This window comes from Nonomuraea sp. NPDC001684 (assembly GCF_053596515.1).
In genome coordinates this window covers 1-24,758 of record NZ_JBSFGJ010000108.1, presented here as the reverse complement: position 1 = coordinate 24,758, position 24,758 = coordinate 1, and the positions used below count along the sequence as shown (strand labels likewise).

At 72.1% G+C, this 24,758-nt stretch carries 24 protein-coding genes; 13 read left to right on the top strand and 11 right to left on the bottom strand.

The features are described 5' to 3' along the window. The 5 genes from ACWCSD_RS20985 to ACWCSD_RS20965 form a co-directional block, all read right to left on the bottom strand. A partial coding sequence (locus ACWCSD_RS20985) for a glycoside hydrolase family 27 protein (RefSeq protein ID WP_449917031.1) occupies positions 1-944 on the bottom strand: 944 nt, incomplete at its 3' end. 26 nt (positions 945-970) lie between these two features. Then, positions 971-2,092 carry a lectin gene (locus ACWCSD_RS20980; protein WP_449917037.1) on the bottom strand — a complete coding sequence of 374 codons (1,122 nt, stop codon included), beginning with the start codon at positions 2,090-2,092 and terminating at the stop codon, positions 971-973. 198 nt (positions 2,093-2,290) lie between these two features. Continuing rightward, positions 2,291-3,658 carry an extracellular catalytic domain type 1 short-chain-length polyhydroxyalkanoate depolymerase gene (locus tag ACWCSD_RS20975; RefSeq protein ID WP_449917034.1) on the bottom strand — a complete coding sequence of 456 codons (1,368 nt, stop codon included), beginning with the start codon at positions 3,656-3,658 and terminating at the stop codon, positions 2,291-2,293. Further along, the gene (locus tag ACWCSD_RS20970) at positions 3,658-4,989 is read right to left on the bottom strand and encodes an extracellular catalytic domain type 1 short-chain-length polyhydroxyalkanoate depolymerase (RefSeq protein ID WP_449917028.1); all 1,332 of its coding nucleotides are present in this window, start codon (positions 4,987-4,989) and stop codon (positions 3,658-3,660) included. The genes ACWCSD_RS20975 and ACWCSD_RS20970 overlap by 1 nt, the downstream gene beginning before the upstream one ends. A gap of 311 nt (positions 4,990-5,300) precedes the next feature. Continuing rightward, entirely contained in the window at positions 5,301-6,365 is a 1,065-nt protein-coding gene (locus tag ACWCSD_RS20965) for a hypothetical protein (protein WP_449917025.1), read from the bottom strand. Positions 6,366-6,529: 164 nt separating this feature from the next. Here ACWCSD_RS20965 and ACWCSD_RS20960 point away from each other — a divergent pair, with 164 nt between their 5' ends. From ACWCSD_RS20960 to ACWCSD_RS20950, 3 genes are all read left to right on the top strand, one after another. Beyond that, positions 6,530-7,195, top strand: a complete 666-nt coding sequence (locus ACWCSD_RS20960) for a response regulator transcription factor (RefSeq protein WP_387667372.1) — start codon at positions 6,530-6,532, stop codon at positions 7,193-7,195. After that, the gene (locus ACWCSD_RS20955) at positions 7,192-8,286 is read left to right on the top strand and encodes a sensor histidine kinase (RefSeq protein WP_397159343.1); all 1,095 of its coding nucleotides are present in this window, start codon (positions 7,192-7,194) and stop codon (positions 8,284-8,286) included. Before ACWCSD_RS20960 ends, ACWCSD_RS20955 begins: the two co-directional genes overlap by 4 nt. A 129-nt stretch (positions 8,287-8,415) precedes the next feature. Beyond that, complete coding sequence (locus ACWCSD_RS20950) at positions 8,416-9,045, top strand: CG0192-related protein (RefSeq protein ID WP_449917022.1); 630 nt, start codon at positions 8,416-8,418, stop codon at positions 9,043-9,045. A gap of 255 nt (positions 9,046-9,300) precedes the next feature. On the opposite strand, the gene ACWCSD_RS20945 is transcribed toward ACWCSD_RS20950, so the two are convergent. The 3 genes from ACWCSD_RS20945 to ACWCSD_RS20935 all read right to left on the bottom strand — a co-directional run bounded on the left by ACWCSD_RS20945 (position 9,301) and on the right by ACWCSD_RS20935 (position 13,008). Continuing rightward, on the bottom strand, positions 9,301-9,609 hold the full coding sequence (locus ACWCSD_RS20945) for an RICIN domain-containing protein (protein ID WP_449917019.1): 309 nt from the start codon (positions 9,607-9,609) through the stop codon (positions 9,301-9,303). 808 nt (positions 9,610-10,417) lie between these two features. After that, the gene (locus tag ACWCSD_RS20940; RefSeq protein ID WP_449917017.1) at positions 10,418-11,935 is read right to left on the bottom strand and encodes an RtcB family protein; all 1,518 of its coding nucleotides are present in this window, start codon (positions 11,933-11,935) and stop codon (positions 10,418-10,420) included. Positions 11,936-12,282: 347 nt separating this feature from the next. Continuing rightward, positions 12,283-13,008, bottom strand: coding sequence for an alpha/beta fold hydrolase (locus ACWCSD_RS20935; RefSeq protein WP_397159335.1), 726 nt, complete (start codon positions 13,006-13,008; stop codon positions 12,283-12,285). A gap of 138 nt (positions 13,009-13,146) precedes the next feature. Here ACWCSD_RS20935 and ACWCSD_RS20930 point away from each other — a divergent pair, with 138 nt between their 5' ends. Then, entirely contained in the window at positions 13,147-13,971 is an 825-nt protein-coding gene (locus tag ACWCSD_RS20930) for a helix-turn-helix domain-containing protein (RefSeq protein WP_449917013.1), read from the top strand. Between the two features lie 67 nt (positions 13,972-14,038). On the opposite strand, the gene ACWCSD_RS20925 is transcribed toward ACWCSD_RS20930, so the two are convergent. Next, on the bottom strand, positions 14,039-14,812 hold the full coding sequence (locus ACWCSD_RS20925; RefSeq protein ID WP_449917011.1) for an IclR family transcriptional regulator: 774 nt from the start codon (positions 14,810-14,812) through the stop codon (positions 14,039-14,041). A gap of 125 nt (positions 14,813-14,937) precedes the next feature. Here ACWCSD_RS20925 and ACWCSD_RS20920 point away from each other — a divergent pair, with 125 nt between their 5' ends. From ACWCSD_RS20920 to ACWCSD_RS20880, 9 genes are read left to right on the top strand one after another with little or no spacing between them, the layout of a single operon-like run. After that, complete coding sequence (locus ACWCSD_RS20920; protein ID WP_449917008.1) at positions 14,938-15,912, top strand: ABC transporter substrate-binding protein; 975 nt, start codon at positions 14,938-14,940, stop codon at positions 15,910-15,912. Further along, the gene (locus tag ACWCSD_RS20915) at positions 15,905-16,900 is read left to right on the top strand and encodes an ABC transporter substrate-binding protein (RefSeq protein ID WP_449917006.1); all 996 of its coding nucleotides are present in this window, start codon (positions 15,905-15,907) and stop codon (positions 16,898-16,900) included. Before ACWCSD_RS20920 ends, ACWCSD_RS20915 begins: the two co-directional genes overlap by 8 nt. After that, positions 16,897-17,736, top strand: coding sequence for an ABC transporter permease (locus tag ACWCSD_RS20910; protein ID WP_358296064.1), 840 nt, complete (start codon positions 16,897-16,899; stop codon positions 17,734-17,736). The genes ACWCSD_RS20915 and ACWCSD_RS20910 overlap by 4 nt, the downstream gene beginning before the upstream one ends. Further along, positions 17,733-18,443: an ABC transporter ATP-binding protein gene (locus tag ACWCSD_RS20905; protein ID WP_125629991.1), complete on the top strand. Its 711-nt coding sequence runs from the start codon at positions 17,733-17,735 to the stop codon at positions 18,441-18,443. Before ACWCSD_RS20910 ends, ACWCSD_RS20905 begins: the two co-directional genes overlap by 4 nt. A 56-nt stretch (positions 18,444-18,499) precedes the next feature. Beyond that, entirely contained in the window at positions 18,500-19,960 is a 1,461-nt protein-coding gene (locus ACWCSD_RS20900; protein WP_449917003.1) for a hypothetical protein, read from the top strand. A gap of 1 nt (position 19,961) precedes the next feature. Next, positions 19,962-20,459, top strand: coding sequence for an NADPH-dependent FMN reductase (gene ssuE / locus ACWCSD_RS20895; protein WP_397159323.1), 498 nt, complete (start codon positions 19,962-19,964; stop codon positions 20,457-20,459). Beyond that, positions 20,456-21,244, top strand: a complete 789-nt coding sequence (locus tag ACWCSD_RS20890; protein WP_449916999.1) for an LLM class flavin-dependent oxidoreductase — start codon at positions 20,456-20,458, stop codon at positions 21,242-21,244. Before ssuE ends, ACWCSD_RS20890 begins: the two co-directional genes overlap by 4 nt. Next, on the top strand, positions 21,234-22,331 hold the full coding sequence (locus ACWCSD_RS20885) for an LLM class flavin-dependent oxidoreductase (RefSeq protein WP_449916997.1): 1,098 nt from the start codon (positions 21,234-21,236) through the stop codon (positions 22,329-22,331). Before ACWCSD_RS20890 ends, ACWCSD_RS20885 begins: the two co-directional genes overlap by 11 nt. Next, positions 22,331-23,212: an ABC transporter substrate-binding protein gene (locus ACWCSD_RS20880; RefSeq protein ID WP_397159319.1), complete on the top strand. Its 882-nt coding sequence runs from the start codon at positions 22,331-22,333 to the stop codon at positions 23,210-23,212. Before ACWCSD_RS20885 ends, ACWCSD_RS20880 begins: the two co-directional genes overlap by 1 nt. Positions 23,213-23,258: 46 nt before the next feature. On the opposite strand, the gene ACWCSD_RS20875 is transcribed toward ACWCSD_RS20880, so the two are convergent. Continuing rightward, the gene (locus ACWCSD_RS20875) at positions 23,259-24,278 is read right to left on the bottom strand and encodes a ferritin-like domain-containing protein (protein WP_449916994.1); all 1,020 of its coding nucleotides are present in this window, start codon (positions 24,276-24,278) and stop codon (positions 23,259-23,261) included. Between the two features lie 133 nt (positions 24,279-24,411). After that, positions 24,412-24,758: cupin domain-containing protein (locus ACWCSD_RS20870; RefSeq protein WP_449916992.1), on the bottom strand; the 347-nt coding region annotated here is incomplete at its 5' end.

Sequence of the window (24,758 nt, the reverse complement as noted above, 5' to 3'; positions counted from 1 at the left end):
CCGCTGTCGGCGATCTTCTGCCCCTGCCGGCCGCCCCAGTCCTGGTCGACGGCGATGACCTCGCCGTTGGTGAGTATCGTCCGGGTCTCGGCGCTCATCGAGCGCAGGTCGTTGCCCGCGATGAGCGGCGCGTTGAGCAGCGCCCAGAGGCTGAAGTGGGCCCGCGACTCGGTGGCGGTGAGCCCGGCGTTGCCGACCTCCAGCATGTCGGGGTCGTTCCAGCCGCCCGGCCCCGAGTACGCCGCGAGCCCCGCCTGGCTGTCCAGGATGCCCATGACCGAGCCCCAGTTCGCCTGGATGTCGCCCGTGGTGCGCCAGGAGTTGCCGACCGGCATGCCCCAGGTCCAGACGGCGTCCTGGCCCCAGTTGCACAGGCTGTAGAGGATGGGCCTGCCGGTGGCGGCCAGCGCGTCGCGCATGGCGGTGTAGCGCTGCTGCGCGCTCTGCCCGAGGTGGTCGCCGCAGTTGTCGTACTTGAGGTAGTCCACGCCCCAGGACGCCCACAGGGCCGCGTCCCTGCGCTCGTTGCCCAGGCTGGCCGGGTAGCCCGCGCACGTCGTGGTGCCCGCCGAGGAGTAGATGCCGAGCTTGAGCCCCTTGGAGTGCACGTAGTCGGCGACGGCCTTGACGCCGCCGGGGAACTTCTGCGGGTCGGGGACGAGGTCGCCGGCCGCGTCGCGGGTCCTGGTGGACCAGCAGTCGTCGATGTTGACGTAGGTGTAGCCCGCCGCCGCCATGCCACTGGAGACCATGGCGTCGGCCGTCTGGCGGATGAGGCCGTCGTTGACGTTGCAGCCGAAGCTGTTCCAGTCGTTCCAGCCCATCTGCGGGGTACGGGCGAGGCCGTTCTCCAGCGCGACGGCCGGGGACGTCGCGCCGCCGATCGCGACGAGGGAGCCGGCCGCCAGCAACGCGGCCGTCGTCAGGCCCAGAATTCTGCGCATTTCGCTTCTCCACCTCCTGGGTGTCGTCATGAGCCGGCGCGGGCCCAGCGCTGGTTGGCGGCGCCGCTGCAGGACCAGATCTGGAGCTTGACGCCGTTGGCGGTGCTGTTGCTCGGCACGTCCAGGCACTTGTTCGCACCGACGGCGGTGATGGAGCCGTCGGCGTTGAAGCGCCACTGCTGATTGCTCTGGCCGCTGCAGTCCCAGATGATCACGCCGGCGCCGTCGGCGGTGCTCCGATTGGCCACGTCCAGGCACTTGCCGCCGTACACGCGCAGCTCACCGGCGCTGGTCGGCGTCCAGCGCTGGTTGCTCTGGCCGTTGCAGTCCCAGATCTGCGCCTGCGCGCCGTTCGCCTGCGACGCGCCGGTGACATCCAGGCAACGGCCCGAGCCCACGCCCTTGATCTCCGTCCCGCCGGAGGGTTCGCCCTGCGGCTGGCCGATGCTGCCGGGGACCGATTGCAGCGCCGCGTACCAGGCGGCGGCCATCTTGTCGTAGCCGCCGGCGGTCGGGTGGACTCCGTCGATCAGGTCCGAGGTGGTCAACCTGCTGTGCATGTCGACCAGGTGGACGTGCTTGCCGCTGTTCACCTTGCTCTGGACGATGCCGGGGATCGCCGCGTTGAAGGTGCGGGCGGCGGACTCCTGTCCGGCGTTGGACAGCGGGATGACGGTCGCGACGAAGACGTCCGCGTCCGGCACGGCCGCGGTGATGTGGTCGATCAGCGTGGACAGCCGTTGCGGAGCGCCGGCCACGTTGTAGTTCTGCAGGATGTCGTTGGTGCCCAGGTGCAGCAGCAGCGTGCGCGGCGTGTACGTGCGCAGCCAGCCGGTGAGGTTCGCGTCGATCTGGTCGATCCGCCAGCCTGGGTGGCCCTCGTGATCATGATCGCCCAGGCTGCCGGGCCCGTTGAACTGTGAACCGACGAAATCGACCGTGTAGCGGCCCCCGGCCAGGCGCTGCCACAGGCCGATCCGGTAGCCGCCCGGCACCTGCGTGCCCTCGGTGATCGAGTCGCCGAGGGGCATGACCCGTACCCCGCCGTTGGACTCGGCTCCGGCGACCCCCGTCCCCATCGCCGTGCCGACCGCCAGCAACACCGCCACCGTCAGCACGGCGGCCCGCCATCGCCTCCAGGTACGCATGCTCACCCTCTCACCACCGGCCGCGAGCCGGACGAGTCGGCCGAGTCGGCCGTTGACGCCCGCGCTGAGCGCATCGACCCCTCTGTTGGTGGGGACATCAGGACCTCCTGTGATCACGTTCGCTGTCGCTGACATCGCGCCGGTGTCCGACCCCGGGCCGGGCCCGCCGGACGGCGTGATCCGGCGGCGCCACCGGCCTCAGGTGCGGGTCCAGCGTTGGTTGGAGCCGCCGTTGCAGCTCCAGATCTGCAGCCTGGTGCCGTTGGCGGTGCTGTTGCTCGGCACGTCCAGGCACTTGTTCGCGCCGACGGCGGTGATGGAGCCGTCGGCGTTGAAGCGCCACTGCTGGTTGCTCTGGCCGCTGCAGTCCCAGATGATCACGCCGCTGCCGTCGGCGGTGGCGCGGTTGGCGACGTCCAGGCACTTGCCGCCGTACACGCGCAGCTCACCGGAGGCGGTGGACGTCCACTGCTGGTTGGGCTGCCCGTGGCAGTCCCAGATCTGCGCCTGGGCGCCGTTGGCCTGGGAGGCGCCCGCGACGTCGAGACACCTGCCCGACCCCGCGTTCTTGACCTGGCCGCCGGGCTCCGGGCCAGGCGAGGTGCCGTCGAGCCCGAGGAAGGAGAGGGCGTGGGGGAACATGCCCGTCAACGGCAGGGAGTGGCCCTCCCCCGCGAAGCTGAGCCCCTCGACCCGCGGCTGGGCTCCGGTGCCGCCGTACCGGGTGCGGGTGACGCCCGAGCGCGGGCTGTCGGTGTACGCAGGGGTCTGGCTCACCCCGTTCAGGCCGGACCACTGCTTGATCTCCTCGCCGAAGTTGGCGTAGGCCAGGGTGGTGTCGACGGTGCCGTGCCAGAGCTGCATGCGCGGGTAGGCGCCGGTGTAGCCGGGGAACATGGCGCGGGCCTGGTCGCCCCACTGCTGGGCGGTCTTGACGATCCGGCCGCCGGAGCACTCGCTGTTCCACAAGGACCCGTTGGCGGTGGCGAAGCATCCGGCCGGGACGCCGGAGAACGCCGCGGCGGCCGAGAACACGTCGGGGTACTGCGCGGCGAGTACGTTGGTCATCATCGCGCCCGAGGAGAAGCCGCTGACCACGATCTTGGCGGGGTCCACATTGTGGCGCTGCCGGGCGTAGCTGACCATCGACATGATCCCGGTGGAGTCCCCGCCGCCGTCACGTCTCAGCGCGGCCGGGGTGGACACGTCGAAGCACTGGCCGCTGCGGGTGGCCTCCGGGACCACGATGATGTATCCGTACTGGTCGGCGGCGGTGACGTAGTCGTGCCCGACGCCGTTGAACACCCCGGCGGCCGAGCCGGTGCAGTAGTGCACCAGGACCAGCAGCGCCGGCCTCGCCGCCACCCGATCCGGGACATAGATGTGCATGTTCAGATTGGTCGGGTTGTTGCCGAAGCCGGTTACCCGGGTCAGCGACGCGGCCGCGGCGGGCCTGACGCCCAGCAGCACGGCGGCGGCCATCAGGAGGACGGCGGCGGTCGCGAGTGCGGCACGCGATGCCCGGGTCGTCGCGGGGCCGCGGCCGGCGCGGCGGGCCAGGGGCATCACGTCCAGGTCCACTTCTGGTTGGCGCCGCCATGACAGGTGTAGAGCTGGAGCCCGGTGCCGTTGCCGGTGCCTGCGCCGACGGCGTCGAGGCACAGCCCGGACTGGACGCCGGTGACGGTGCCGTCGGAGTTCAGGCGCCATTTCTGGTTGTCGCCGCCCCAGCAGGAGTAGATCTGGATCCTGGCGCCGTTCCCGGTGCCTCCGGCGTCCAGGCATTTGTCGCCGTACACCCTCAGCTCTCCGGCGGAGGTCCGCGTCCACTGCTGGTTGGTGCGGCCGTTGCAGTCCCACAGCTGCACGGCGGTGCCGTCGGCGGTGGCGGAGCCCGGGACGTCCACGCAGCGGCCGGAGGCCACTCCCCTGATCTGACCTGCGGGTGGCGGGGTCGGCGTCGTGGTGGACGAGCCGCCGTCCAGGCCGAAGAAGTGGATGGCGTACGCCGCCATCCCCGGGTGGGGCAGGTCGTGTCCGGCGCCGGTGACGGTGTACGCCTCGACCTGCCCGGAGCCGAAGACCCGCCGGGTCCAGCCGGGCTGCGGGCTGTCGGTGGAGGCGGGGGTCTGGCTCAGGCCGTGCACGTCGGTCCACTGGTCGACCTCCTCCTGCAACATCGTGTACGGCAGGACGGAGTCGGCGGTGCCGTGCCAGGCCATCACGCGCGGCCGGGGCCCGGTGTAGCCGGGGTAGGCGTTCCTGACCAGGTCACCCCACTGCCGCGGCGTCTTGTCGCCGCATCCGGCGGGCCCGAGGCAGCCGTAGGGGACGCCCGAGAACGGCGCTCCCGCCTTGAACACGTCGGGGTAGGTGGCGAGCAGGTTGCCGGTCTCCATCGCCCCGGAGGAGAAGCCGGTCGCGAACACCCGCTGCGGGTCGCCGTTGTAGCGTTGCAGCACGTAGTTGGTCATGGAGACGATCGACACCGGGTCGCTGCCGCCGCCGTGCCGCAGGGCCTCGTTCGACCAGACGTCGAAGCAGTTCGACAGGCCGTTGGCGCTCTTGTTCGCCTGCGGGTAGATGACGATGAAGCCGTACCGGTCGGCCAGCGAGGCGAACTCGGTGCCCTGGTGGAAGCCTGGAGCCCAGCCGTTGCAGCCGTGCATCGCCACCAGGACGCCCGGCCTGGCCGCCACCCTGTCGGGGACGTAGAGGTACATCCGCAGCCCGCCCGGGTTGGCCCCGAAGTTCGTCACCTCGGTCAGGACCGCGGCCGACGCCTGCGGCGCGCCCACCAGCAGCATGGACAGACCGGTGACCGCCGCCGTGATCACAGCCGCCAGAGCGGCTCCGATGCCCGCGCGCCTTGTCCTGCGCGATTCGCCTGGCTTCATGCATCCACCTCTCGTATGTTAGCGCTAACAAAGCGCCAACCGGTCGAGCTCTTCCGGGCCGATGGAAGGGACGGAGGGAGCAAATACGAGCCGTAAAGGCGCTGTCAAGAGCGCCATGACGCGCGGCGGCCGGAGGAGGCGGCCGCCGAGCGCGCTCACCTCGACTTATCGAGGCGGGCCGGCGAGAGCGTCGCCATGAAACTTTCAACAGCCTCCCGCGACACCAGCTGACGAAACTCTCCGGACGCCAAGTCGCACGTTGCACCTGCGCAAGCGAGACGAACGGCACGGGTGGGGCCGGAAGCGCGCTGTCAGGCGCAGTCCACGGGAGGTGACGAGGGCAGGGAGATCGGCTGCTGCCGCCGGTACGCCTCCAGGTCGACGAGGTTCCCGTTGATCGCGTTGCGTCTCTGGAGCTCCGCCCAGTACGCCGGATCGAGGAAGATCGCGGGGTTCCACAGCGGCTGCGTCAGGTCCTTCAGCTGCCCCAGGTACAGGACGGCGTCGGCCAGCTTCCCCAGCGGGAAGCCGCACAGCCGGGGCGCCTCCATGAACTGTCCCGCGTCGGCCGACTCCAGCCAGTTGCCGGAGCACGCGATCACGGTACGCCGTGGGCAGGCCGCCAAGCGGGGATGGCTGCCGGCCACGATCACGTACACGCGCCGGCCGGTCTGCTCCTCGATCAGCGGGACCGCGTGGTCGGCGTTCCGGCCCCGCTCCGGCGAGTGCGTCACGTGCCCGCTGCCGTAGCAGATCAGCGCCCGGCGGTTCCTGGCGAGCACCTCCCGCCGCACCAGGGACGCCATGTGGGTGTCACGCTGGGCGAGGAAGCCGTCCACCTGGTCCTGGGTGGTGATGCGTGACCAGTCGATGGGCGGGTCCCCGAGGAGCACCCGGATCCTCCGCGCGGCGGGCAGCGTCCAGTTGACGGCGCGGACCGTACGGAAGAACTGCTCACGGATCGGCTGGTCGCCGGTGCCCCCGGGCGATTGCGTGGTGTTCCGCCAGACCTGCCGCAACACGTGGTCCTCGACGGCCGCGCCGGCGACGAACCGGTCGATGACCGGCTGGTAGAGCGCGTTGCCGAATTCGACGACGATGTCGTCGACCACGTCCGGCAGCCGCGGGTCCGTGAGCAGCATCTGCTGCGCGTCACCGTGTTCCTGCTGGCCGTGCGACTCGCCGACGGCGACGAGCCGGTGGTGTTCGAAGGCCGACAGGACAGCCTGGGTGAGGCCCCGCGCGGACACCTCGCCCGTGCCCTTCGAGCCGGCCGTCGAGCCGGCCGTCGAGCTGGTCGTCAGCAGTCCGCCGGCTGCCGTACCGGCCCCGGTGACGGCGAGGAACCTGCGCCGGGTCAACCGCGGATCTGTCACGTCTCGTCCTTTCCGAAGGGGAATCACGGACGGTTGTACGGCACGGCCGGTGTCGGCCGGGTGTCAGGCGCTGACACCCGCCCGACACCCGTTCCCTGGCATCGTGTCCGGTGACCGGACGCGGTGGACGGAACGGCGCCACCCCCGGGGTGAGGAGGACGGTCGTGCGAGTGCTGGTCGTCGAGGACTTCGAGGTTCTGGCGCGGGCGATCGGGACCGGGTTGCGGCGCGAGGGCATGGCGGTGGACGTCGTCCTCGACGGCGACGACGCCCTGGCCCGCCTGGCCGCCACCCGGTACGACGTGGTGGTGCTGGACCGCGATCTGCCGGGCACGCCCGGCGACGAGGTGTGCCGCGAGATCGCCGCCGGTGACGCGGGGTCGCGGGTGCTGATGCTCACCGCCGCGGGCACCGTGCGGGACAGGGTCGAGGGTCTGGGGCTGGGCGCGGACGACTACCTGCCCAAGCCGTTCGACTTCGCCGAACTCGTGGCCCGCGTGCGCGCGCTGGGACGCCGCTCGGCGCCCGCCGTGCCGCCGATCCTCCGGGCGGAGGACCTGATCCTGGACCCGAGCAGGCGGGTGGCCTTTCGCGGCGCGCGGCGCCTGGAGTTGACCCCGAAGGAGTTCGCCCTGCTGGAGTGCCTGCTCGCCGCCGGTGACCGGGTCGTGTCCACGGAGGAGCTGCTGGAACGGGTCTGGGACGAGGCCGCTGACCCGTTCACCACGGCCGTCAAGACGACCGTGCGCCGGTTACGGGCCAAACTCGGCGAACCACCGGTGATCGGCACCGTCCGTGAGGGCGGCTACCGCATCGGGGTCCCGCGATGAACCTGACGGTGACCGGCCGCGCTCGGCGCCACCTGCGACGGCCGTCCCTGCGCGCGCAGCTCACGACGCTGTACGCCGGACTGGTTCTGGCAGTCGTCGTCCCGATGATGCTGGTCGCCGGATTCCTGTTCGGCAGGGACCAGGTCCGCCTCCGGGCCGGGGACGCCGCTCCACCGCCCGACAGCTCCGCCCAGCAGGTCGACGCCGTGCTCGCGGTCACCGGGATCGTCGTCGTGGTCCTGACCGTGCCGGCCGCGTGGTGGCTGGCCGGGCGCTTCCTCCGCCCGCTTCGCGCCATGACCGTGACCGCCCGGGAGATCTCGGCCACCAACCTCAACCGCCGGCTCGGCCTGCGCGGCCCGGACGACGAGCTGACCAGGCTGGGGCGCACCCTCGACGACCTGTTCGAGCGGCTGGACTCCTCGTTCGCGGCGCAGCGCCACTTCGTGGCCAACGCCTCCCACGAGCTGCGCACCCCGCTGGCCGGTCAGCGCGCCGTGCTCCAGGTCGCGCTCGCCGACCCCGAGGCGGGTGAGGCGAGCCTGCGGGCCGCGTGTGAGGAGGCACTCGCTCTCGGAGCGCGGCAGGAACGCCTGATCGGCGCTCTCCTCACGCTGGCCGAAGGAGAGAAGGGCATCGAGCACCGGGAGCCGGTCGACCTGGCCGAGGTCACCGAGCAGGTGGTGTCGTCGCGCCGCTCGGAGGCCGCCGGGCGAACGGTCACGGTTCGTACGTCGCTGGACCCCGCGCCCGTCAGCGGTGACCCCGACCTGATCGCCAGCATGATCGGCAATCTGGTCGACAACGCGCTCCACCACAACGTTCCCGACGGACACGTCACCATCGCCACCGGCCTCACCGGCGAGGGCGCCCGCCTGACGATCGGCAACACCGGCCCGCTCATCCGGCCGCAGGACCTGCGGCGGCTCTTCCAGCCGTTCCAGCGGCTCGGCGCCCCACGCACCCACACGACCGGCGGTCACGGACTGGGCCTGGCGATCGTCCGGGCCGTCGCCCAGGCGCACGGCGCACGGCTGACGGCCCTTCCACGCGCCGATGGCGGCTTGGACGTGACGATAATGTTCGGCTGATCCCGGTTCGGGGCGTACGAGGTCCAGGCCGACCACGGACGATCCGCGAGACAGCGTCTTACCGGTCGGCGCTGGTCGCGGCGGAAATTCTCCCGATTGCGCATTCTTCGATCACGCTACGATGACCCCATGGCATTGCTCTACCAGGCAACGCTTCGGCCTACGAAGCTTGAGCTGCTGAGCGACTGGCTGCCCGGCCGCCCCTGGTACACCGGGTCGGCCGGCGAGACGCAGCAGATGGCCTCCTTCCGGTTCGATGACCCGGCCGGCGCGGTCGGGATGGAGACGATACTGGTACGGGCCGGTGACGGCCCGGTTCATCAGATGCCGCTCACCTACCGGGAGGCGCCGTTGCCCGGTGGCGACGCGTGGCTGCTGGGCACCGCCGAGCACTCGGTGCTGGGGATGCGCTGGGTTTATGACGCGGTCGGTGATCCTGTCTACGCTGCGGCGCTGGCGAGGGCGATCATCTGCGGCACGGGCCAGGCCGAGAAACTGGTGCAGGTCGATGGCCGTTTGGTGCGTCGCGAGCCTGATATGCGCGTCCTCGGTGGTGGAGATGAGACAGCGGCGATGCCGGCCGTGGGAGAGATCGAGCGCGTCACCGAGGACGACCCGACGGTGATCGTGACAGACACGATCGAGCTGGTCGTCGTCCGCCGGCTCGACGTCGGCGTCGAGCTCGCGGACGTGGTGCTGCGTGGTGCCTGGCCAGGTCAAGAGACGCCGGTGCCGCTGGCGTCCGCGAGACTTCGCTGACGTCTACGAGACCACCGGCACGTCGTCGCTGTAGGAGACGGCCCCGGTCAGCCTGGCTGCCCCCGCCGGCCGGATGCAGTGCGCGCCTGACCCGCCGGATCTTCGCAGGCGGCCTCGGTAGCGCCCGGCCGCAACCACATCTGCACGGTCACGTCCTGCCCGTGTCGGGTGGGAAGCGTCCACAAGCGCTCCCGGCACGCCCGGCCGCCCGGGGCACGACGGCACGGACGGCACGGACGTGCTGAACCTTGTGAGCTACCAGTTGGCGTCGCTGATGGGCTCCAGCCGGAACTTCTCGTTGTCCTGGGTGCCGGTGTCGTACTGGTTCACGCTGGCACCCTGATGGAGGCTGGCGTTCTCGATGGCCAGCACCTTGCCCGAATGCTTGACCACGATACGGACGTAACCGTCACCGGCGTCGCGCAGCTCGAACTTCTCGTTGTCCTGGGTGCCGGTGTCGTACTGGTTCACGCTGGCGCCCTCATTGAGGCTGGCGTTCTCGATGGCCAGCACCTTGCCCGATTGCTTGACGATCAGCCGGGCTCGCGGCGGGAAAGGAGCCATGAGTACCTCCCTGGTAGGGGAATTCGGGGGCAGGACCCTGCCACACACACCGGACGGTGCGGCCCTGCCAGTGGTCACCACATTGAGCCGGTCGACATTCAAAGGACTAGAGAAACAGTGGCCATATCAGGGGCATATTCCTCAGCCTCGAATTCCGGCAGACGCGCCCGTCATGAAAACCCGTGATGAGCTGCCAGACCACGGCTGCGCCTGGAGATCATGGACTTGTCGGCGACGGCTCGATCGGCGACAGCAGGAATGGCCATATGCTTCCCTCCAGTCGATGATCGAGGCGGCGACGCGCTGTTCGTCTCTATGAAACTTGATTGCGGATGGGAAATCACCCTCCAGCCGTGACCACATCCGGACAGGGTTCAAGCCTCCGCCACCTGGCCCCACCAGCGGTGTCAGACAAGCTCATCACGACGTGCCCGGCCACCCCGCCTCAAGAGAAAACGGCGCTGCGCAAGAGCAGGTCACGGCCGACCGTTTGGAGAATTATGCCCGGCCGAAGCACTGCTGCTGGTCGGGACATCGCTCATGGATAGGTGACTGTCGGAATAGGCCAATAGTTCAGCTCGTCGGGGAGTTTTGATTTGACTTTATTGGCTTTTGGGTGACGTATTTCCAGGCCGAGCGCGTCACGGCAGGCGGCGAAGCGGGGTTGATCTGAAAGAAACCGAATCGCGGGCCGCGCTCGGAGGGCCAGAGCGCTGAGGGTGCCGCTGGTACCGCGATCTGCTGCGGCGCCGTCACGCCGCGGACAGTGCGCCCCACAGGCAGCCGATGCCATGCGCGGGGATGGCGGTCAGCCTTTGACGGTGAGGAGCGGGCGCAGCTCGGCCACCGGGTCCGCCACACCTCCCGCGTGCAGGCTCGACACCACGGGCCCGATGTCCTTGTACGCCCACGGAGCTTCCTGCTTGAGGTCGCGCCGCCAGGCCGCCATCACGTCCGCGCGGCGCGCCACGGTCGGATCGCGGTGGTCCAGCGGGGTGACCACGCGGAACTCCCGTAGGAACGCGTCGAGGTCGCGGTCGCCGGCCCGCGCGGTGGCGCCGCGCGGGACTCGCCGTCCGGCGCCGTGGCAGGCGCTGGCCAACGTGCGGGCGTTGCCGTGGCCCCGCAGCAGGTAGCTGGACGCCCCCATCGACCCGGGCACGATCACGGGCTCACCCCAGATCGCGTACGGGCCGCCGCTCATCTGCTCGTGACCACCCGCCGGCGTCGCGCCCTTGCGATGGACGACGCGGTCCTCCTCCTGCCAGAACAGGTTGTGCGGCGCGTCGTAGACCAGGCGGGCCGTCATCCGACCGCATTCGGCGGCGAGCCCGGCACGCATGGTAAGGGCGAGGAAGAACCGATTGCCCGAGGCGAAGTTGGCGGCGTTGCCGAAGGCGTCCAGGTAGCGGCGCCGGGCGGCGGCCGTGCGCTCGTTCAGCAGGAACGGCAGGATCCGGTTGCGGGGTCGCGACAACCCCGGCGGCCAGGTCTGGCGCAGCCGGTCCAGCGCCGTGGCGTTGGCCTGGTGTCCCAGCGCCAGTGAGCCGCTGTGCACCATCAGGACGACCGCGCCCGCCGTCAGGCCCCACGCGTACGCGGCGGCGGGATCGTGGACCCGTGCCACGTACTGCAGTTCGGCGAAGTGGTTGCCGCCGCCGATGCTGCCGATGAGGCTGTCATGGCTGGCGGCATCGGCGCCGCCCGCGCTGGTGATCCAGTCGGCGAACGCCTCGGCGGTACCGGTCGGGTGCGCCGGAGCGTGCATGCGATGCAGGCAGTCCTCGGTGTCGGTCGGCTGGTGACCTTGCCAGGGGGCGTCGCCGGTGTGCAGGAGCCCCGGGAGCCCGCCGCGCAGGAGTGCCTCCCGCTGGGCGGGAGTAAGGGCGATGCGGCGGCCGCCCTCGAAGAACAGGTGCCGCAGCCGCCGTTCCAGGGCGTCCAGGCGCGGCCGTACCTGCTCCACGGTGAGTGAGGTCACCTCCAGCCGCATGCCGCAGTTGACGTCGTTGCCGACCGCCTGCGGGAGCAGCGCGCCCTCGGTCTCGATGACGGTGCCGATCGGGATGCCCGCGCCCTTGTGGAAGTCAGGGGTGAGGACGAGGCGGACCAGGCGGGGCAGCGGACCGTCGTGGCCGGGTACGGCCTCGGCGAGGCGGTCGAGGGTGTCGGCCGTCTCCAGGACGGACAGCACTTCGTCGACGGCGGCCGGTTCGAGAGGCACACGTTCGTCGGCACAGATGTCGACGGGGATGTCCCAAGGGTTCGGGAGGGTGAGCCACTGCTCGTCGCGGCGCAGGAGACGGCGGTCCTGACGGATGCGCATGATGGTGAAGTCCTTCGGGCTGCTGAAAAGCGATGCAAGGGGCGGGCGCGACCGGAAGCGCGCCGAAGAAGGCGACGGACCGGAGCCGCCGCCGCGGGCCTCGTGGTTCAGCAGCCGCGAGGTGAAGGCGTGCCCGACTGTAGTACGGCACGCGCCGCCCACACCACGGATTTACGCCTCCGCCGAGGAGACGATGCCGGCGTGCCGGCGCTGTCCACCCGCCATCAAGTCCACGACGCGTCCCCGGTTTTGTAAGGGGTGTCAGGCCCAAGGCCTTGACCTGCGTCAGGCCGGCGACGACGCGCCCGGCGAACATCCCCGGGTGGCCGACTCGGGGCGCCACCGGGTCACCCGAGCTTGAGCAGCAGTTCGGTGAGCTCGGCCGGCATGGTGATCATGCAGTCGTGGCCCGTCGGCAGCTCCCACACCTGTGCGGGGCTGCCGTTGGGCTGCGTCGCCGGAACTGGCCGCCGCGTGATGCCCTCCGGCACGCCCGCGACGCAGTGGATGTGCGTCCGCGGGATCGCGTGCGCGGCGGGGTTGTCCAGCCGGACCGGTTGCTGGAGGCAGAGCACCGGCTGGTCCGACAACATCGCCCGCAGCCAGGCCACGTCCGCCGGGTCGGTGACCCCGAACAGGCCCAGGGGCGGCGGCAGCTCGGGCATCGGCGGGATCCGCCAGCCGGTCCCGGACTGCGCGGCGCGGTCGATGAGGGCCTGGGTGACGGGTTGCACGTCCACCGCGCTCTCGCCGTCCTCCGGGACCATCGCGTCGAGGTAGACCAGGTGGGCGATGCGTTCCGGGACGCGGTTGGCGGCGGAGGAGATGACCAGCCCGGCGTAGCTGTGGCCGACCAGGATCACGTCGGTGAGGTCGTTGGCGGTGATCAGCTCGACGATGTCGCCGGCGTGGGTGTCCAGTCCCACCTCGGGGCCGAGCAGATGGGCCTTGTCGCCGTGGCCGGTCAGCGACGGCGCGGCCGCCTGATGCCCGGCCGAGGTCAGGAGCGGGACCACCCGCTCCCAGCATCGTCCGCTGTGCCAGGCTCCGTGTACCAGCACGTACGTTGACATGTGCGGCTCCTTGCTCATCAAAGGGGTGTTCGTTCCCGAGCGAGGTTTCCGCTCGTCCGGCGGCGCAGCCAGAGCCCTCGCGATCCTGGGGGTGAGGGGGCCAGGCACGCGCCGAGGTGCGCCATTACCGTGGGGCGCATGGGCGGCGAATCCAACCTTCTGGGCGAATACGTACGCGCCCGCCGGGAGCTCGTCACTCCTGAGCAGGCGGGCATCCCCTCCGTGGGCGTACGGCGGGTGCCGGGCCTGCGCCGGGAGGAGGTCGCGATGCTCGCCGGCATCAGCGCCGACTACTACCTGCGCCTGGAGCAGGGCCGCGACCGCAACCCGTCCGCGCAGGTGCTGGTGTCCCTCGCGCGGGTGCTGCGGCTCGACGACGACGCGACGGCCTATCTGCTGCGCCTCGGGGCGGGCGATCCCCGGCGGCGACGGCGGCGGCCCCGCAAGGAGAGCGTTCCCGCGGGCATCGCCAAGCTCGTCGCCGCGCTCGCGCTGCCCGCGTACGTGGAGGGCCGCTCCTTCGACGTGCTGGCCGCCAACGCCCCGGCGACCGCCCTGTCGCCGCGGCTCGTGGCGGGGCGCAACCGCCTGCGGGACGTGTTCCTCGACCCCGCCGAGCAGGCTCTCTACCCGGACTGGGAGAACGCCGCGCAGGGCATGGTCGCCGGCTTCCGCAAGTCCGTCGGTGCCGACATCGACGACCCCCGGTTCGTCGAACTCGTCGGCGAGCTCTCCCTCGCCAGCCCGCTGTTCAGCAGGCTTTGGGCCCGCCACGACGTGAACACGTGCGAGGGCGCGCCCAAGCGCCTCGACCATCCCCAGGTCGGTGAGCTGTGGCTGAACCGGGAAAGGCTGGGCGTGAGCGGCGCGCCGGGCCAGACGCTCATCGTCCTGCACCCGGACCCCGGCACCGGCAGCGCCGAGAAGCTGGCGCTCCTCACCTCCGTCACGCTTTCCCCTTGAATCGCCCAGGGGCTCGCCCGCGACGTGAACGGGAACGCCGCCGCCGGTCGGCGACGCCTGTCGTGACTCAGGCGGAGGGGCGCAGGCGGCGCTCGGCCGGCGGGATCAGCAGCACCTCCAGCGCGCGGGCGCAGGCCCGCGCGTGCGCGGCGAACCAGTCGATCCGCGCGTCGCTGATGACCAGCGGCGTGGAGCGCACGGCCAGCGCGTAGCGGACGTGGTTGTGCCGGTCGAGCACCGGCACCGCGACGGTGCGGACGCCGTCGCCCGACTCCCCGTCGTTGAGCGCGTACCCGGCCTCGCGCACGCGGACCAGCTCCTCGCGCAGTTCGGCGTGGTCCACGATGGTGCGGCCGGTCAGCGCCGGCAGCGGGCCGAGCGCCGCCAGGTCGGCGCTGCCCTCCGGGTCCCAGGCCAGCAGCACCTTGCCCAGCGCCGTGGAGTGCAGGGGGCGGCGCAGCCCGGCGCCGCTGTCGGGGTTGAGCGAGCCGCCGCTCAGGATGACCGCGTGCCGGTCGTTGCGGACGGCCAGGTCCACGGTGGCGGAGGTGATGCGGGCCAGTTCGGCCAGTTCGGGGGCGATGCGGTGCAGGCCGCGCCGGTGGAAGGAGAGCTGCCCCAGCTCCGTGATGGACGGCCCCAGCCGGTAGCGGCCGGTGCGCGCCTCCTGCTCCAGGAAGCCCGTGGCGGCCAGCGTCCTGGCCAGGCGGTGGGTGGTCGAGGTGGACAGCCCCATCCTGCGCGCCAGGTCGGACAGGCCGAGCGAGGCGTCACCGCCCCCGAAGCAGCCGAGCAGGCCGATCGCCCTGCGCACCGACTGGACGTTGTCGTTCGCTGCCATGCGGGAAACTCCGTCTTCCGAGTAGGGAGAGCGGGGACCAGGTAAGAGCCGGTCCGGCCGAGAACGCTTCCCGCATCGCGGGACAATCTTTGCATTCCCTACCAATTTACAAGCAAACTCTGCCCATGACCACAGCCGCACTCGACGCCATCTGGTTCACCCGCTGTCCCGTCCCCACCGCCACAGGCATCGCGGCCGACCAGGGCTGGCTGGCGGAAGAGTTCGCCGGCGACGGGATCGAGGTCCGCTCGCTGCAGGACGACGACCCCGGCGTGCCCCGCGAGACCCACTACACCCACGCTCTGACCGGCCTGTTCCGCGAGGGCGGCAACGTGCCGGCGCTGTGGGCGCGCTCGCGCGGCGAGGCGACCAGGCTCATCGGGCTCACCTGGATCGAGGAGCGGCAGGTCGTGCTGGTGCGCGGCGGCACCGCCCTGGAGAGCCCCGAGCAGCTCAAGGGCCTGCGGCTGGCGGCGCCCCGGCATCGCATCGCCATCGACTTCTGGCGGGCCATGGCCCTGCGCGGCTTCCACGGCGCGCTCTCCCTGGCCGGGCTCGGGCTCGGTGACGCCGAACTGGTGGACGTCGAGGCCGAGCCGGGCGGCGGCCAGTGGGAGTCGGAGCTGGCCGCGCTGGCCGCCGGCCGGGTGGACGCGGTCTACGTCAAGGGCGCGCTCGCCGTCGAGGCCGCCCTGCGGCACGGCGCGGAGGTGGGCATCGACCTGGACGCCGTGCCGGACCGGCGCGCGCGGATCAACAACGGCACCCCCCGCCCGATCACCGTCCACCAGCGCCTGCTGGACGAGCATCCGCAGGTGGTCGCCCGCTTCCTGGCCGTCCTGCTGCGCGCCGCTGACTGGGCCGCCGCGCACCCGTCCGAGGTGGCCAGGATCCTGGGCGCGGAGACCGGCGCCGGCGCGACCGGCGTGACCGCGGCCTACCGCCCCGGCGCCTCGCTGCACCTCGACCTGTCCGCCGAACGCCTCGACCTGCTGGCCGAGCAGGAGCGCTTCCTGCGCGGCCACGGCTTCCTCGAATCACCCGTGGACGTCGCCGCCTGGGCCGACCACACCCCGCTCCAAGGAGTCACCCATGCGTAAGCTGCTGCTCGCCCTTCCGCTCGCCCTCCTGGCCACGGCCTGCGGCGGCCCGGACACCACCACCACCGCCGCCGGCCAGGAGCAGGTCGTCGTGCGCATCTCCGACCCCGGCAACAGCGGCTTCCTGGCCGTCGCGAAGAAGGACGGCAGCCTGGACGCGGCCCTGGCCAAGGTCAACGCCAAGGTCAAGTGGGCCGGTGACTTCTCCGTGTTCGCCCCGGCCGCCCAGGCCATCAACGCGGGCTCGCTCGACATCGCCACCGGCTCGATCACCTCCGGCGTCACCGCGCTGGCCGTCAAGCCCAGTTTCAAGATCTTCGCCACCGTCCCGCCCGACCTGGCCGGGGAGGGCATCGTGGTGAAGAAGGACTCGCCGATCAGGTCCGTGGCCGATCTGGCCGGGCGCAGCGTGGCCGTCGGGCACGGCGGCACCAGCGAGTACCTGCTGCTCAAGGCGTTGCAGACGTTCGACGTGCCGGTCGAGAAGGTCAAGCGGGTCTACCTGCCGCCGCCGCAGACCGCGCCGGTCTTCGGCTCGGGCGAGGTGGACGCCTGGTCCACCTTCTCCACCTTCCTCATCCCCGCCGTCACCCAGCTGGGCGCGCGCGTCCTGGCCGACGGCGAGGCGATCAAGTCGGACAACTACGTGATCTACGTGGCCGCCAACAAGCTGCTGCAGGAGCATCCCGAGGTGGTCAAGGCGCTGTTCGCGTTCCTCAAGGAGGGCAGCGCCAAGGAGATCGCCGATCCGGCGGCGTACCTGAACGTCTTCACCCAGACCGGCCCGCAGGCCGTGCAGGGCGAGCAGAAGGAGCTCGTGGCCGGCATCCAGAAGAAGGGCAAGCCCGTCCAGGCGGTCACCGCCGCCGAAATCGCGAAATATCAGGACGTGGCGAGGTTCTTTCTCGACCAGAAGGTGCTCACCGCGCCGCTGGACGTCTCCCAGCACGTCGTGGACGTGAACACGCTCGGGAGCGCGCGGTCATGAGCGTGGCCACTCACGCGGAGGCCGGCGTCGAAGGGCTCGTCGCGCCCCAGCCGCCGCGCTCGTCCGGCCGCCACCCGGCCGTCACGCTCGCGCTGCGCGCCACCGGCCCCGTCCTGCTGCTCGCCGCCTGGTACGCGGCCACCGCCACCGGCGCCCTCACCCAGGACGTGCTCGCCGGCCCCCAGGACGTCGTCAACACCTTCGGCGAGCTGTGGGCCGACGGCCAGCTCCCCGAGGCGCTGCGCGTGTCGGTCACCAGGGCCGGGCTCGGCCTGCTGCTGGGCGCCTCCACGGGGCTGGCGCTGGGCGTCGTCTCCGGCTTCACCCGGCTCGGCGAGGAGCTCGTCGACTCCTCGATGCAGGCCCTGCGGGCCATCCCGTTCCTGGCGCTGACCTCGCTGTTCATCGTCTGGTTCGGGATCGAGGAGGCGTCCAAGATCCTGCTGATCGGGGTGGCCTGCACATTCCCCATGTACATCAACGTCTCCAGCGGGGTGCGCAACGTGGACCGCAAGGTCGTCGAAGCGGCCCGCTCGTTCGGACTGGGCCGGCTGGCCGTCGCCCGCGAGGTCGTGCTGCCGGGCGCGCTGCCGTCGATCTTCGCCGGGCTGCGGTTGTCCACCACGCTCAGCGTGATCGCGCTCATCGCCGCCGAGGAGATCAACGTGACCGCCGGGCTCGGCTACCTCATGGCCCGGGCCACCGACTACCTGCGCACCGACATCCTCGCTCTGTGCGTGCTGCTGTACGCGGTGATCGGGCTCGCCGCCGACCTGGCCCTGCGGCTGGCCGAGCGGGTCACGATGCCCTGGCGCAGGGCGGTGACGATCCGATGAGCCTCGCCGTACGCACCCGGGGGCTGCGCAAGGTCTTCGGCGAGCGGGCCGTGCTCGACGGGGTCGACCTGGACGTGCGGCGCGGCGAGTTCCTGGCGCTGCTCGGCGCGAGCGGCACCGGCAAGACCACGCTCCTGCGCATCCTGGCCGGGCTGGACGCGGCCGGCGGCGGGAGCGTGCTGGTGCCGCCGGTGCGCACCGTCGTCTTCCAGGAGCCGCGGCTCGTCCCGTCCAAGCGCGCCCTCGCCAACGTGATCATCGGGCAGGGTCGCGCCGCCCGCGCCAAGGGCCTGGCGGCCCTGGCCGAGGTGGGGCTGAGCAGCCATGCCGACGCCTGGCCCGCGACGCTGTCCGGCGGCGAGGCCCAGCGGGTCGCGCTGGCCAGGGCCCTGGTACGCGAGCCGGAGCTGCTGCTGCTCGACGAGCCGTTCGCCGCGCTGGACGCCCTGACCCGGCTGCACATGCAGGACCTGATCGCCGAGCTGTGCGCCCGGCACCGCCCGGCCGTGGTGCTGGTCACGCATGACGTGGAGGAGGCGATCCTGCTCGCCGACCGGATCGCGGTGCTGCGCGCGGGCACGTTCGTCACCGATGTGCGGGTCGAGCTCGACCGGCCGCGCGACCGCACCGACCCCGACTTCGTCGAGCTGCGCCGCCGGCTCCTCGCCGACCTCGGCGTGGACGCCCACGCGGGAGCGGCGCCATGACGGCGCCCGGGAGCAGTGCCGGGAGCAGTGCCGGGAGCAGTGCCGGGAGCAGTGCCGTGAGCAGGTCCATGACGGCGGCCGACTGGATCGCCGGGAACGCCGCCGCGCTGACCGGGCTCGCCGACCGGATCTGGGCCTACGCCGAGCCGTCGCTGCGCGAATGGCGCTCGGCCCTGGCCACCGCCGCGCTCCTGCGCGCGCACGGCTTCACGATCGCGTGGGGCACGGCCGGCCTGCCTGCCGCGTTCGTCGCCACCCACGGCGACCGCGGGCCGGTGCTGGGCTTCAACGTCGAGTACGACGCCCTGCCCGGCCTGTCCCAGCGGGCCGGCGCGGCCCGGCACGAGCCGGTCGCGTTCGAGGGCGACGAGTACGCCCCCGCCTACGGCCCCGGCCACGGCTGCGGCCACAACGCCCTGGCGGCGGCGTCGGCAGGCGCGGCCATCGCCGCCGCCACGGCACTGGGGAGCCGGGCCACGATCAAGGTGTTCGCGTCCACCGGCGAGGAGCACCTGGTCGGCAAGGCGTACGCGGTGCGCGACGGCGCCTACGACGGGCTGGACGCCTTCCTCGACTGGCACCCCGCCCCCGTCACCGGCACCGGCTGGGACGTCACCAGCGCCCTGTACTCGGCCACGTTCTCCTTCCTCGGCTCGCCCGGCCACGGCTCGAACCCGCTGGGCACCCGAAGCGGCCTGGACGGCGCGCTGCTGCTGACGGAGATGGTCGAGCGCCTGCGCGCCGGCCACGTCTCCCCCTCCGGCCGCGTCAGCTACACGATCAGCGGCGGCGGCGCCCCCAACGTCACCCCCGACCTGCAGACGGTCTGGGTCTACGTCCGCGAGTCCACGGCCGCCGCCGCCAGGACCCTCTACGACCAGGTCGTGACCTGCGCCCACGCCGCCGCCGCCGGCAGCGGGACCCGGCTGGAGCACCGCCTGGTCACCGCCATCAGGCAGGGGCTCGGCAACCGGGCGGGCGCCGAGCTGCTGCACCACACGATGAGCGAGCTGGGGCCGCCGGCGTTCACCGACGCCGACCAGGCGTTCGCGCGGCGGCTGCAGGCGGCGATCGGCCGCCCGCCCGCCGGCCTGGCCGGCGAGGTGCTGCCGCTGTGCCCGCCCGCCGGTCCCGACCTCGGCGGCCCGTCCAGCGACACCTCCGAGGTGAGCTGGACGGCGCCGCACCTCAGCCTGGTCGCGGCCGTGGTGCCGCTCGGGGTGCCCCTGCACTCGTGGGCGGCCACCGCGGCGACCGGCACCCCGATCGCACACGCCGGGCTGCTGGCCGCCGCCCGCTACCTGGCCACGGCGGCGGTCACGCTGGTCGAGCAGCCCGAGACGCTGGCGGCGGTCAGCGCGGAGTTCGACTCCCGCGAACGGGAGCCCGCGCTCCTGCCGGCCGCCGCCGAGCCGCCGTACCACCTGCCGCCGCCCGGCTTCCTCGACGAGACGGGCCAGTCGCCGCGGCCGACCCGGACGCCGCCCGTTTCCGCTGAACCCCTAGGAAAGATCTGACATGTCCGTCCTGCTCATCTCCGGCAGCCCATCGGCCGCCTCGCGCACCGTACGCCTGCTCGACCACCTGGCCGGTCGGCTGGGTCGGCCCGCCACCGTACTGCGCCTTCGTGACCTGCCCGCCGAGGCCCTGCTGCGCGGCGAAACCGCCCATCCCGAGCTGGCCCGCGCCACCGCGCAGGTGGCCGCGGCCGACTCGATCGTCGTCGCCACCCCGATCTACAAGGCGTCCTACACCGGGCTGCTGAAGGCGTTCCTGGACGTCCTACCGCAGGGCGCGTTCGCCGGCAAGACGGTGGTGCCGATCGCCACCGGCGGCACCCCGGCCCACCTGCTGGCCGTGGACTACGCCCTGCGCCCGGTGCTGAGCGTGCTCGGCGCGCGGCACGTCACGCGCGGCCTGTTCGTCCTGGACAGCCAGATCGAGCCGCTGGCCGGGGAGCTGCTCCCGCGCATCGACGCCCTGCTGGAAGAGGTCCCGCTGGGGGCGGCGGCATGACGGCGCACCGCACCGGCCGCTTCCACCTGGCCCTGCCCACCCGGAGCCCCGACCCCGCCCCGTTGCCGGGCTTCGTCACCGACCTGCGGCCGGCGCTCACCGACCCCGCCGGGCGGGCCGCCGTGGCCGCGGACCTGTCCGGGTGGGCGGGCGCGCTCTCGCCCTTCGACCCCGCCGGCCAGGAATCCCTCGCCGTAGCCGCCAACGCCCTGCGCCGCACCCGCCACCTGCGGGTCGTGGCCGAGTTCCACCCGGCCGTGGCCACCCCGGTCTACGCGGCCAAGCTCTCGGCGTCCCTGCAGCGTTTCTCCGCCGGACGGCTCGGCTGGCGGCTCGCGGTGGACCTGGATCCGGCCGTGGCCAGGGCGCAGGGCGACTTCCTGACCGGCGCCGCCCGCTTCGCCCGCGCCGACGAGTTCCTCACCGTGGCCAAGGGCGTCTGGGGCGGCGGCCCGTTCGACTTCGCCGGGGACTTCTACGAGGTGGTCAAGGGCGGCTTCGGCGCGCCGCTGTCGTCCCCGCCCTTCCCCGAGGTGCACCTGTCGGGCGTCTCGCCCGAGGCCCTGGAGCTGTCGCGCCGCCACGCCGACGTGCACGTCTTCGCGGCCGGTGACGACTTGGCGGCCCTCATCCCCGAGCTGCCCGGCCTGCGCTACGGCGTGCACCTGCCCTCGATCGAGGCCGCCGGCGAGTACGCCGCGCTCGGCGTCACCGAGTTCTTCCTCCAGACCGAGGACGTCTACCGCCTCGGCGAGCACGTGAAGGAGCGGTCTGTTGACCGTTGACATCTACTGGCGCATCCACATGGAGGGCGACCAGCCCTCGCTGCGCCGCCGCGTCCGCAGCCGAGGCGGTTTCGCCCCCGGCGGCACCGCCCCCGGCACCAGGGACGGCCGGGACGACGGCTACAGCCACGCCGACTACATGGCCGAGGTCGCCAGGGCCGCCGAGGACAGCGGCTTCACCGGCGGGCTGCTGCCGAACTTCCCGCACACCGACGACCCGTGGGCCGCCGCCGCGACGCTGGCCCGCGAGACCACGTCGTACCGCTTCATGGTGGCCTTCCAGCCCGGCTTCCTGCACCCCGTCCAGGCCGCCCGGATGACGGCCACGCTGCAACGGGCCACCGGCGGCCGGATCGTCTACAACGTCATCTCCGGCGGCGGCGGCCCGGCGCAGCTGTGGTGGGGCGACAAGGTGGACCACGACGACCGCTACGCGCGCACCTCGGAGTTCCTGGACGTGCTCAAGGGCGTCTGGCAGGGCGGGCACACCCACCGGGGCCGCTTCTACCAGGTGGAGAACGCCGGGCTGCCGGAGGAGCTGGCCGGGCAGCCGTTCCCCGAGATCTTCTTCTCCGGCTCCTCCCCCGCCGCCATCGACGCCGCCGGCCGGCACGCCGACTACTACCTGTCCTGGCTGGAGCCGTTCGAGGCGCTGGAGGAGAAGTTCGACGCGGTGCGCGCGCACAGTGCCACGCCGCCCCGGTTCGCCGTGCGGGTGGACCTGCTGGCCCGGGAGAGCGAGGAGGAGGCGTGGGCGGAGATCGAGGCCGGCTGGCGGGCCCGGCCTCGCGAGAGCGAGGCCGGCGAGGGCGACTCCGTCGGCGTGCGCCGCAGCCGCGCCTTCCTCGCCGGAGCCGGTGACGACCCCCGCGCCCTGGAGGTCGCCCCCCATGTGTGGGGCGGGTTCAGCCAACTGCGCGACGGCCCGGCCTTCGGCCTGGTCGGCGACTACCACCAGGTCGCCGACCGCCTCGACCGGCTGCTGGATCTCGGGGTGGACGCCCTCATCCTGGCCGGGATCCCCCATCTCGAAGAGGCCCGCCGCGTGGGCCGCCACGTATTGCCGCTACTGAAAGGACGCTCCTGATGACCACCAAGGTCGGCTTCTTCCCGCAGAACAACACGCTCTGGGTGGCCCGCCACCGCGACCTGCTGCCCGGCGTCGAATGGGTGGACCTGAACGCCCTCGGCCGGGACGGGCGCGTCGATCCCACCCGGGCCCTGCCGTCCGCCCACGGCGACCACCTGTTCGACGGCGGATACGACTTCATCGGCACCGGCTCCACGCCCCCGGTCACCGCCCAGGCCAAGGGGCACGACATCGTGTACGTGGCGATCTCGGGGCCGCGGGTCGAGAACGGCCGCCTGGTGGTGCGGGACGACTCCCCGATCAGCTCGGTGGCCGAGCTGAAGGGCAGGCGGGTGGCGCTCGGGCACGGCTCCTGGCAGACCACCCTGCTGCTGCTGGCGCTGGAGCGGGCCGGGCTCGGGTGGGGCGACATCGTCCCGGTGGACGCCTACGGCAACGCCGCCGAGCTGCTGGTGAACGGCGACGTGGACGCCTGGGTGGGCTCCTACCCGTACCTGACGCCGGTCGAGTCGCGCACCCGGACGCTGGTGGAGACCGAGGGCCTGTTCAGCCACCGCTCGCTCTGGTTCACCCGCCGCGACTTCGCCCAGGAACGGCCGGAGGAGCTGGCCAGGATCGTCACCGCGCTGCAGCGGGCGGACCGCTGGACGGAGGAGCACCCGCGCGAGGCCGCGGCCCTGTTCGACGGCGACCTCGACGCGTGGGAGCACGCGCTGCGCACCCGCCCGTGGGGGCTGCACCCGGTCAGCGCGGAGTTCGTCGCCGAGCAGCAGCACGCCGCCGACCTGTTCCACGCCAACGGGCTCATCGAGCGGAAGATCACGGTCGCGGACGCCGTCCTCCCCGAGATCGGCGAGCTGGTGACGCGAACCCGGTGACTCCCGTCCTCTCCGCCGCCACGCGGCAGCGGAGAGGTTTCATGGATCAGCTGCGTGCTTCGGGCGGCACGTAGGCGAAGGTGGGACCGGCGCCGCCGGGCAGCGCCATCAGGGCCTGCGCCTGGGCCCTGAGCGTGAACATGGTGCGGGTGGCGTCCGTGAGCCGCTTCGGGTCGCCGTTGAACGCCTGTTCCAGCAGGTTCAGCAGGGTGCTGTAGGTGGTGTCGAACAGATCCTGCGCCGCCCGTACGGCACTGCCCGGCTCGGCGGGCCGCGGGTTCGGCGTCATCGGCAGCACGCCGTCCGGGTCGACGCCGACCTTCTCGCCGGTCGGGCCGGTCTTCGGGGTGTCGCCCCGCTGGTAACGGCGGCCGAGCTTGAGCTCCTGAAAGCGGTAGTAGTGGGCGACCTCTTTCCGCTCGGGGTGGAGGACGTCCTGGTCACCGTCCCAGACCTCGCCGCGGGCGTTGCCCTCCCCCTGCTCGACGATCTCCTTCAGCGCGCCGAGCGCGGACTCCAGATCCTCGACGGCGAACAGCGATCCGGCAGTGTGCCGGAAGTGGGCGCCGCTCACCTGCCGGGCCGGGTCGCCGCAGAACACCTCCTTCTCACCGAGCGTTTCGCACAGATGACGCAACCCCTGCTCGATCGCGGCGTAGAACTGCCCGATCGTCTCGTAGTCGTCGTCCTCCGGCGGCGCGCCGGGCGGCGCCGGCCGTTCCAGGCGCAGGAACATCTCCAGCGCCTGCGCGCCGAACGGCACCAGCGACACCTCCAGATCACCATGAGGCAGCCTGCGCGGATACGGCGGCAGCATCCCCGGCACGTCCAGACGCGGCGTGCCACCGACCGCGTTCAGCAGATTCGCCGCCAGCGCCAGATGCAGCATCTCCTCCACGAAGACGCCGCTCACCACCTCCACAGCCACCGGATTGCGCTCCGGATCCAACGAGTACAGCGCCGTCAAGTACGGCGGCAACGTCGCGTGCTCCAGCTCGATCGCCCACTGCAGATGCTCACGCAGGCTGCCGAGCGTGCCGATCCGGACCGGTCGTTCGTGGTTCATTCGTGTCATACCTCGGGTTGTCGGCATGGCGGATCGGACCGCCGGCCGATGGGCCGGCGGCCTGGTTCGATCCCGGGATCAGGCGGCGATGACGGCAGCCGGTGCCGTCACGCTGCGGACACCTCGCCGGGGTTCAGGACGGGCGTGGCGCGCGGCGGTCCTTGCGCCGGGCCAGCTCGGCCTCTTCCACCAGCGTGAACATCGGCTTGCCCGGCTCGCACAGCATGGTGACCGTGAACCGTACCGGGACATCGTCGCGATTGTTGCCGTCCTGGTAGTGGATGACGTCGCCACCCGGCTCCCAGAACGCCTCGCCGGCGCGGATCACCCGCTCCGGCTCTCCTTCCAGCTCCATCAGCATCTCGCCCTCAAGGACGACGCCGAAGGCGGGACCCGGGTGGCGATGCGGCGCCTTCCACGGTCGCCCGGACGGCCACCGGGCCGCCCGTCGCGGGGTCCGTCGCGGGGCCCGTCGTGGGG

Bases quoted from the DNA above. Each gene is read 5' to 3' on its own strand.
- ACWCSD_RS20980 (WP_449917037.1), bottom strand. From the start codon at position 2,092: ATGCGTACCTGGAGGCGATGGCGGGCCGCCGTGCTGACGGTGGCGGTG.
- ACWCSD_RS20975 (WP_449917034.1), bottom strand. From the start codon at position 3,658: ATGCCCCTGGCCCGCCGCGCCGGCCGCGGCCCCGCGACGACCCGGGCA.
- ACWCSD_RS20970 (WP_449917028.1), bottom strand. From the start codon at position 4,989: ATGAAGCCAGGCGAATCGCGCAGGACAAGGCGCGCGGGCATCGGAGCC.
- ACWCSD_RS20955 (WP_397159343.1), top strand. From the start codon at position 7,192: ATGAACCTGACGGTGACCGGCCGCGCTCGGCGCCACCTGCGACGGCCG.
- ACWCSD_RS20950 (WP_449917022.1), top strand. From the start codon at position 8,416: ATGGCATTGCTCTACCAGGCAACGCTTCGGCCTACGAAGCTTGAGCTG.
- ACWCSD_RS20945 (WP_449917019.1), bottom strand. From the start codon at position 9,609: ATGGCTCCTTTCCCGCCGCGAGCCCGGCTGATCGTCAAGCAATCGGGC.
- ACWCSD_RS20940 (WP_449917017.1), bottom strand. From the start codon at position 11,935: ATGCGCATCCGTCAGGACCGCCGTCTCCTGCGCCGCGACGAGCAGTGG.
- ACWCSD_RS20935 (WP_397159335.1), bottom strand. From the start codon at position 13,008: ATGTCAACGTACGTGCTGGTACACGGAGCCTGGCACAGCGGACGATGC.
- ACWCSD_RS20930 (WP_449917013.1), top strand. From the start codon at position 13,147: ATGGGCGGCGAATCCAACCTTCTGGGCGAATACGTACGCGCCCGCCGG.
- ACWCSD_RS20925 (WP_449917011.1), bottom strand. From the start codon at position 14,812: ATGGCAGCGAACGACAACGTCCAGTCGGTGCGCAGGGCGATCGGCCTG.
- ACWCSD_RS20920 (WP_449917008.1), top strand. From the start codon at position 14,938: ATGACCACAGCCGCACTCGACGCCATCTGGTTCACCCGCTGTCCCGTC.
- ACWCSD_RS20915 (WP_449917006.1), top strand. From the start codon at position 15,905: ATGCGTAAGCTGCTGCTCGCCCTTCCGCTCGCCCTCCTGGCCACGGCC.
- ACWCSD_RS20910 (WP_358296064.1), top strand. From the start codon at position 16,897: ATGAGCGTGGCCACTCACGCGGAGGCCGGCGTCGAAGGGCTCGTCGCG.
- ACWCSD_RS20905 (WP_125629991.1), top strand. From the start codon at position 17,733: ATGAGCCTCGCCGTACGCACCCGGGGGCTGCGCAAGGTCTTCGGCGAG.
- ssuE (WP_397159323.1), top strand. From the start codon at position 19,962: ATGTCCGTCCTGCTCATCTCCGGCAGCCCATCGGCCGCCTCGCGCACC.
- ACWCSD_RS20890 (WP_449916999.1), top strand. From the start codon at position 20,456: ATGACGGCGCACCGCACCGGCCGCTTCCACCTGGCCCTGCCCACCCGG.
- ACWCSD_RS20880 (WP_397159319.1), top strand. From the start codon at position 22,331: ATGACCACCAAGGTCGGCTTCTTCCCGCAGAACAACACGCTCTGGGTG.
- ACWCSD_RS20875 (WP_449916994.1), bottom strand. From the start codon at position 24,278: ATGAACCACGAACGACCGGTCCGGATCGGCACGCTCGGCAGCCTGCGT.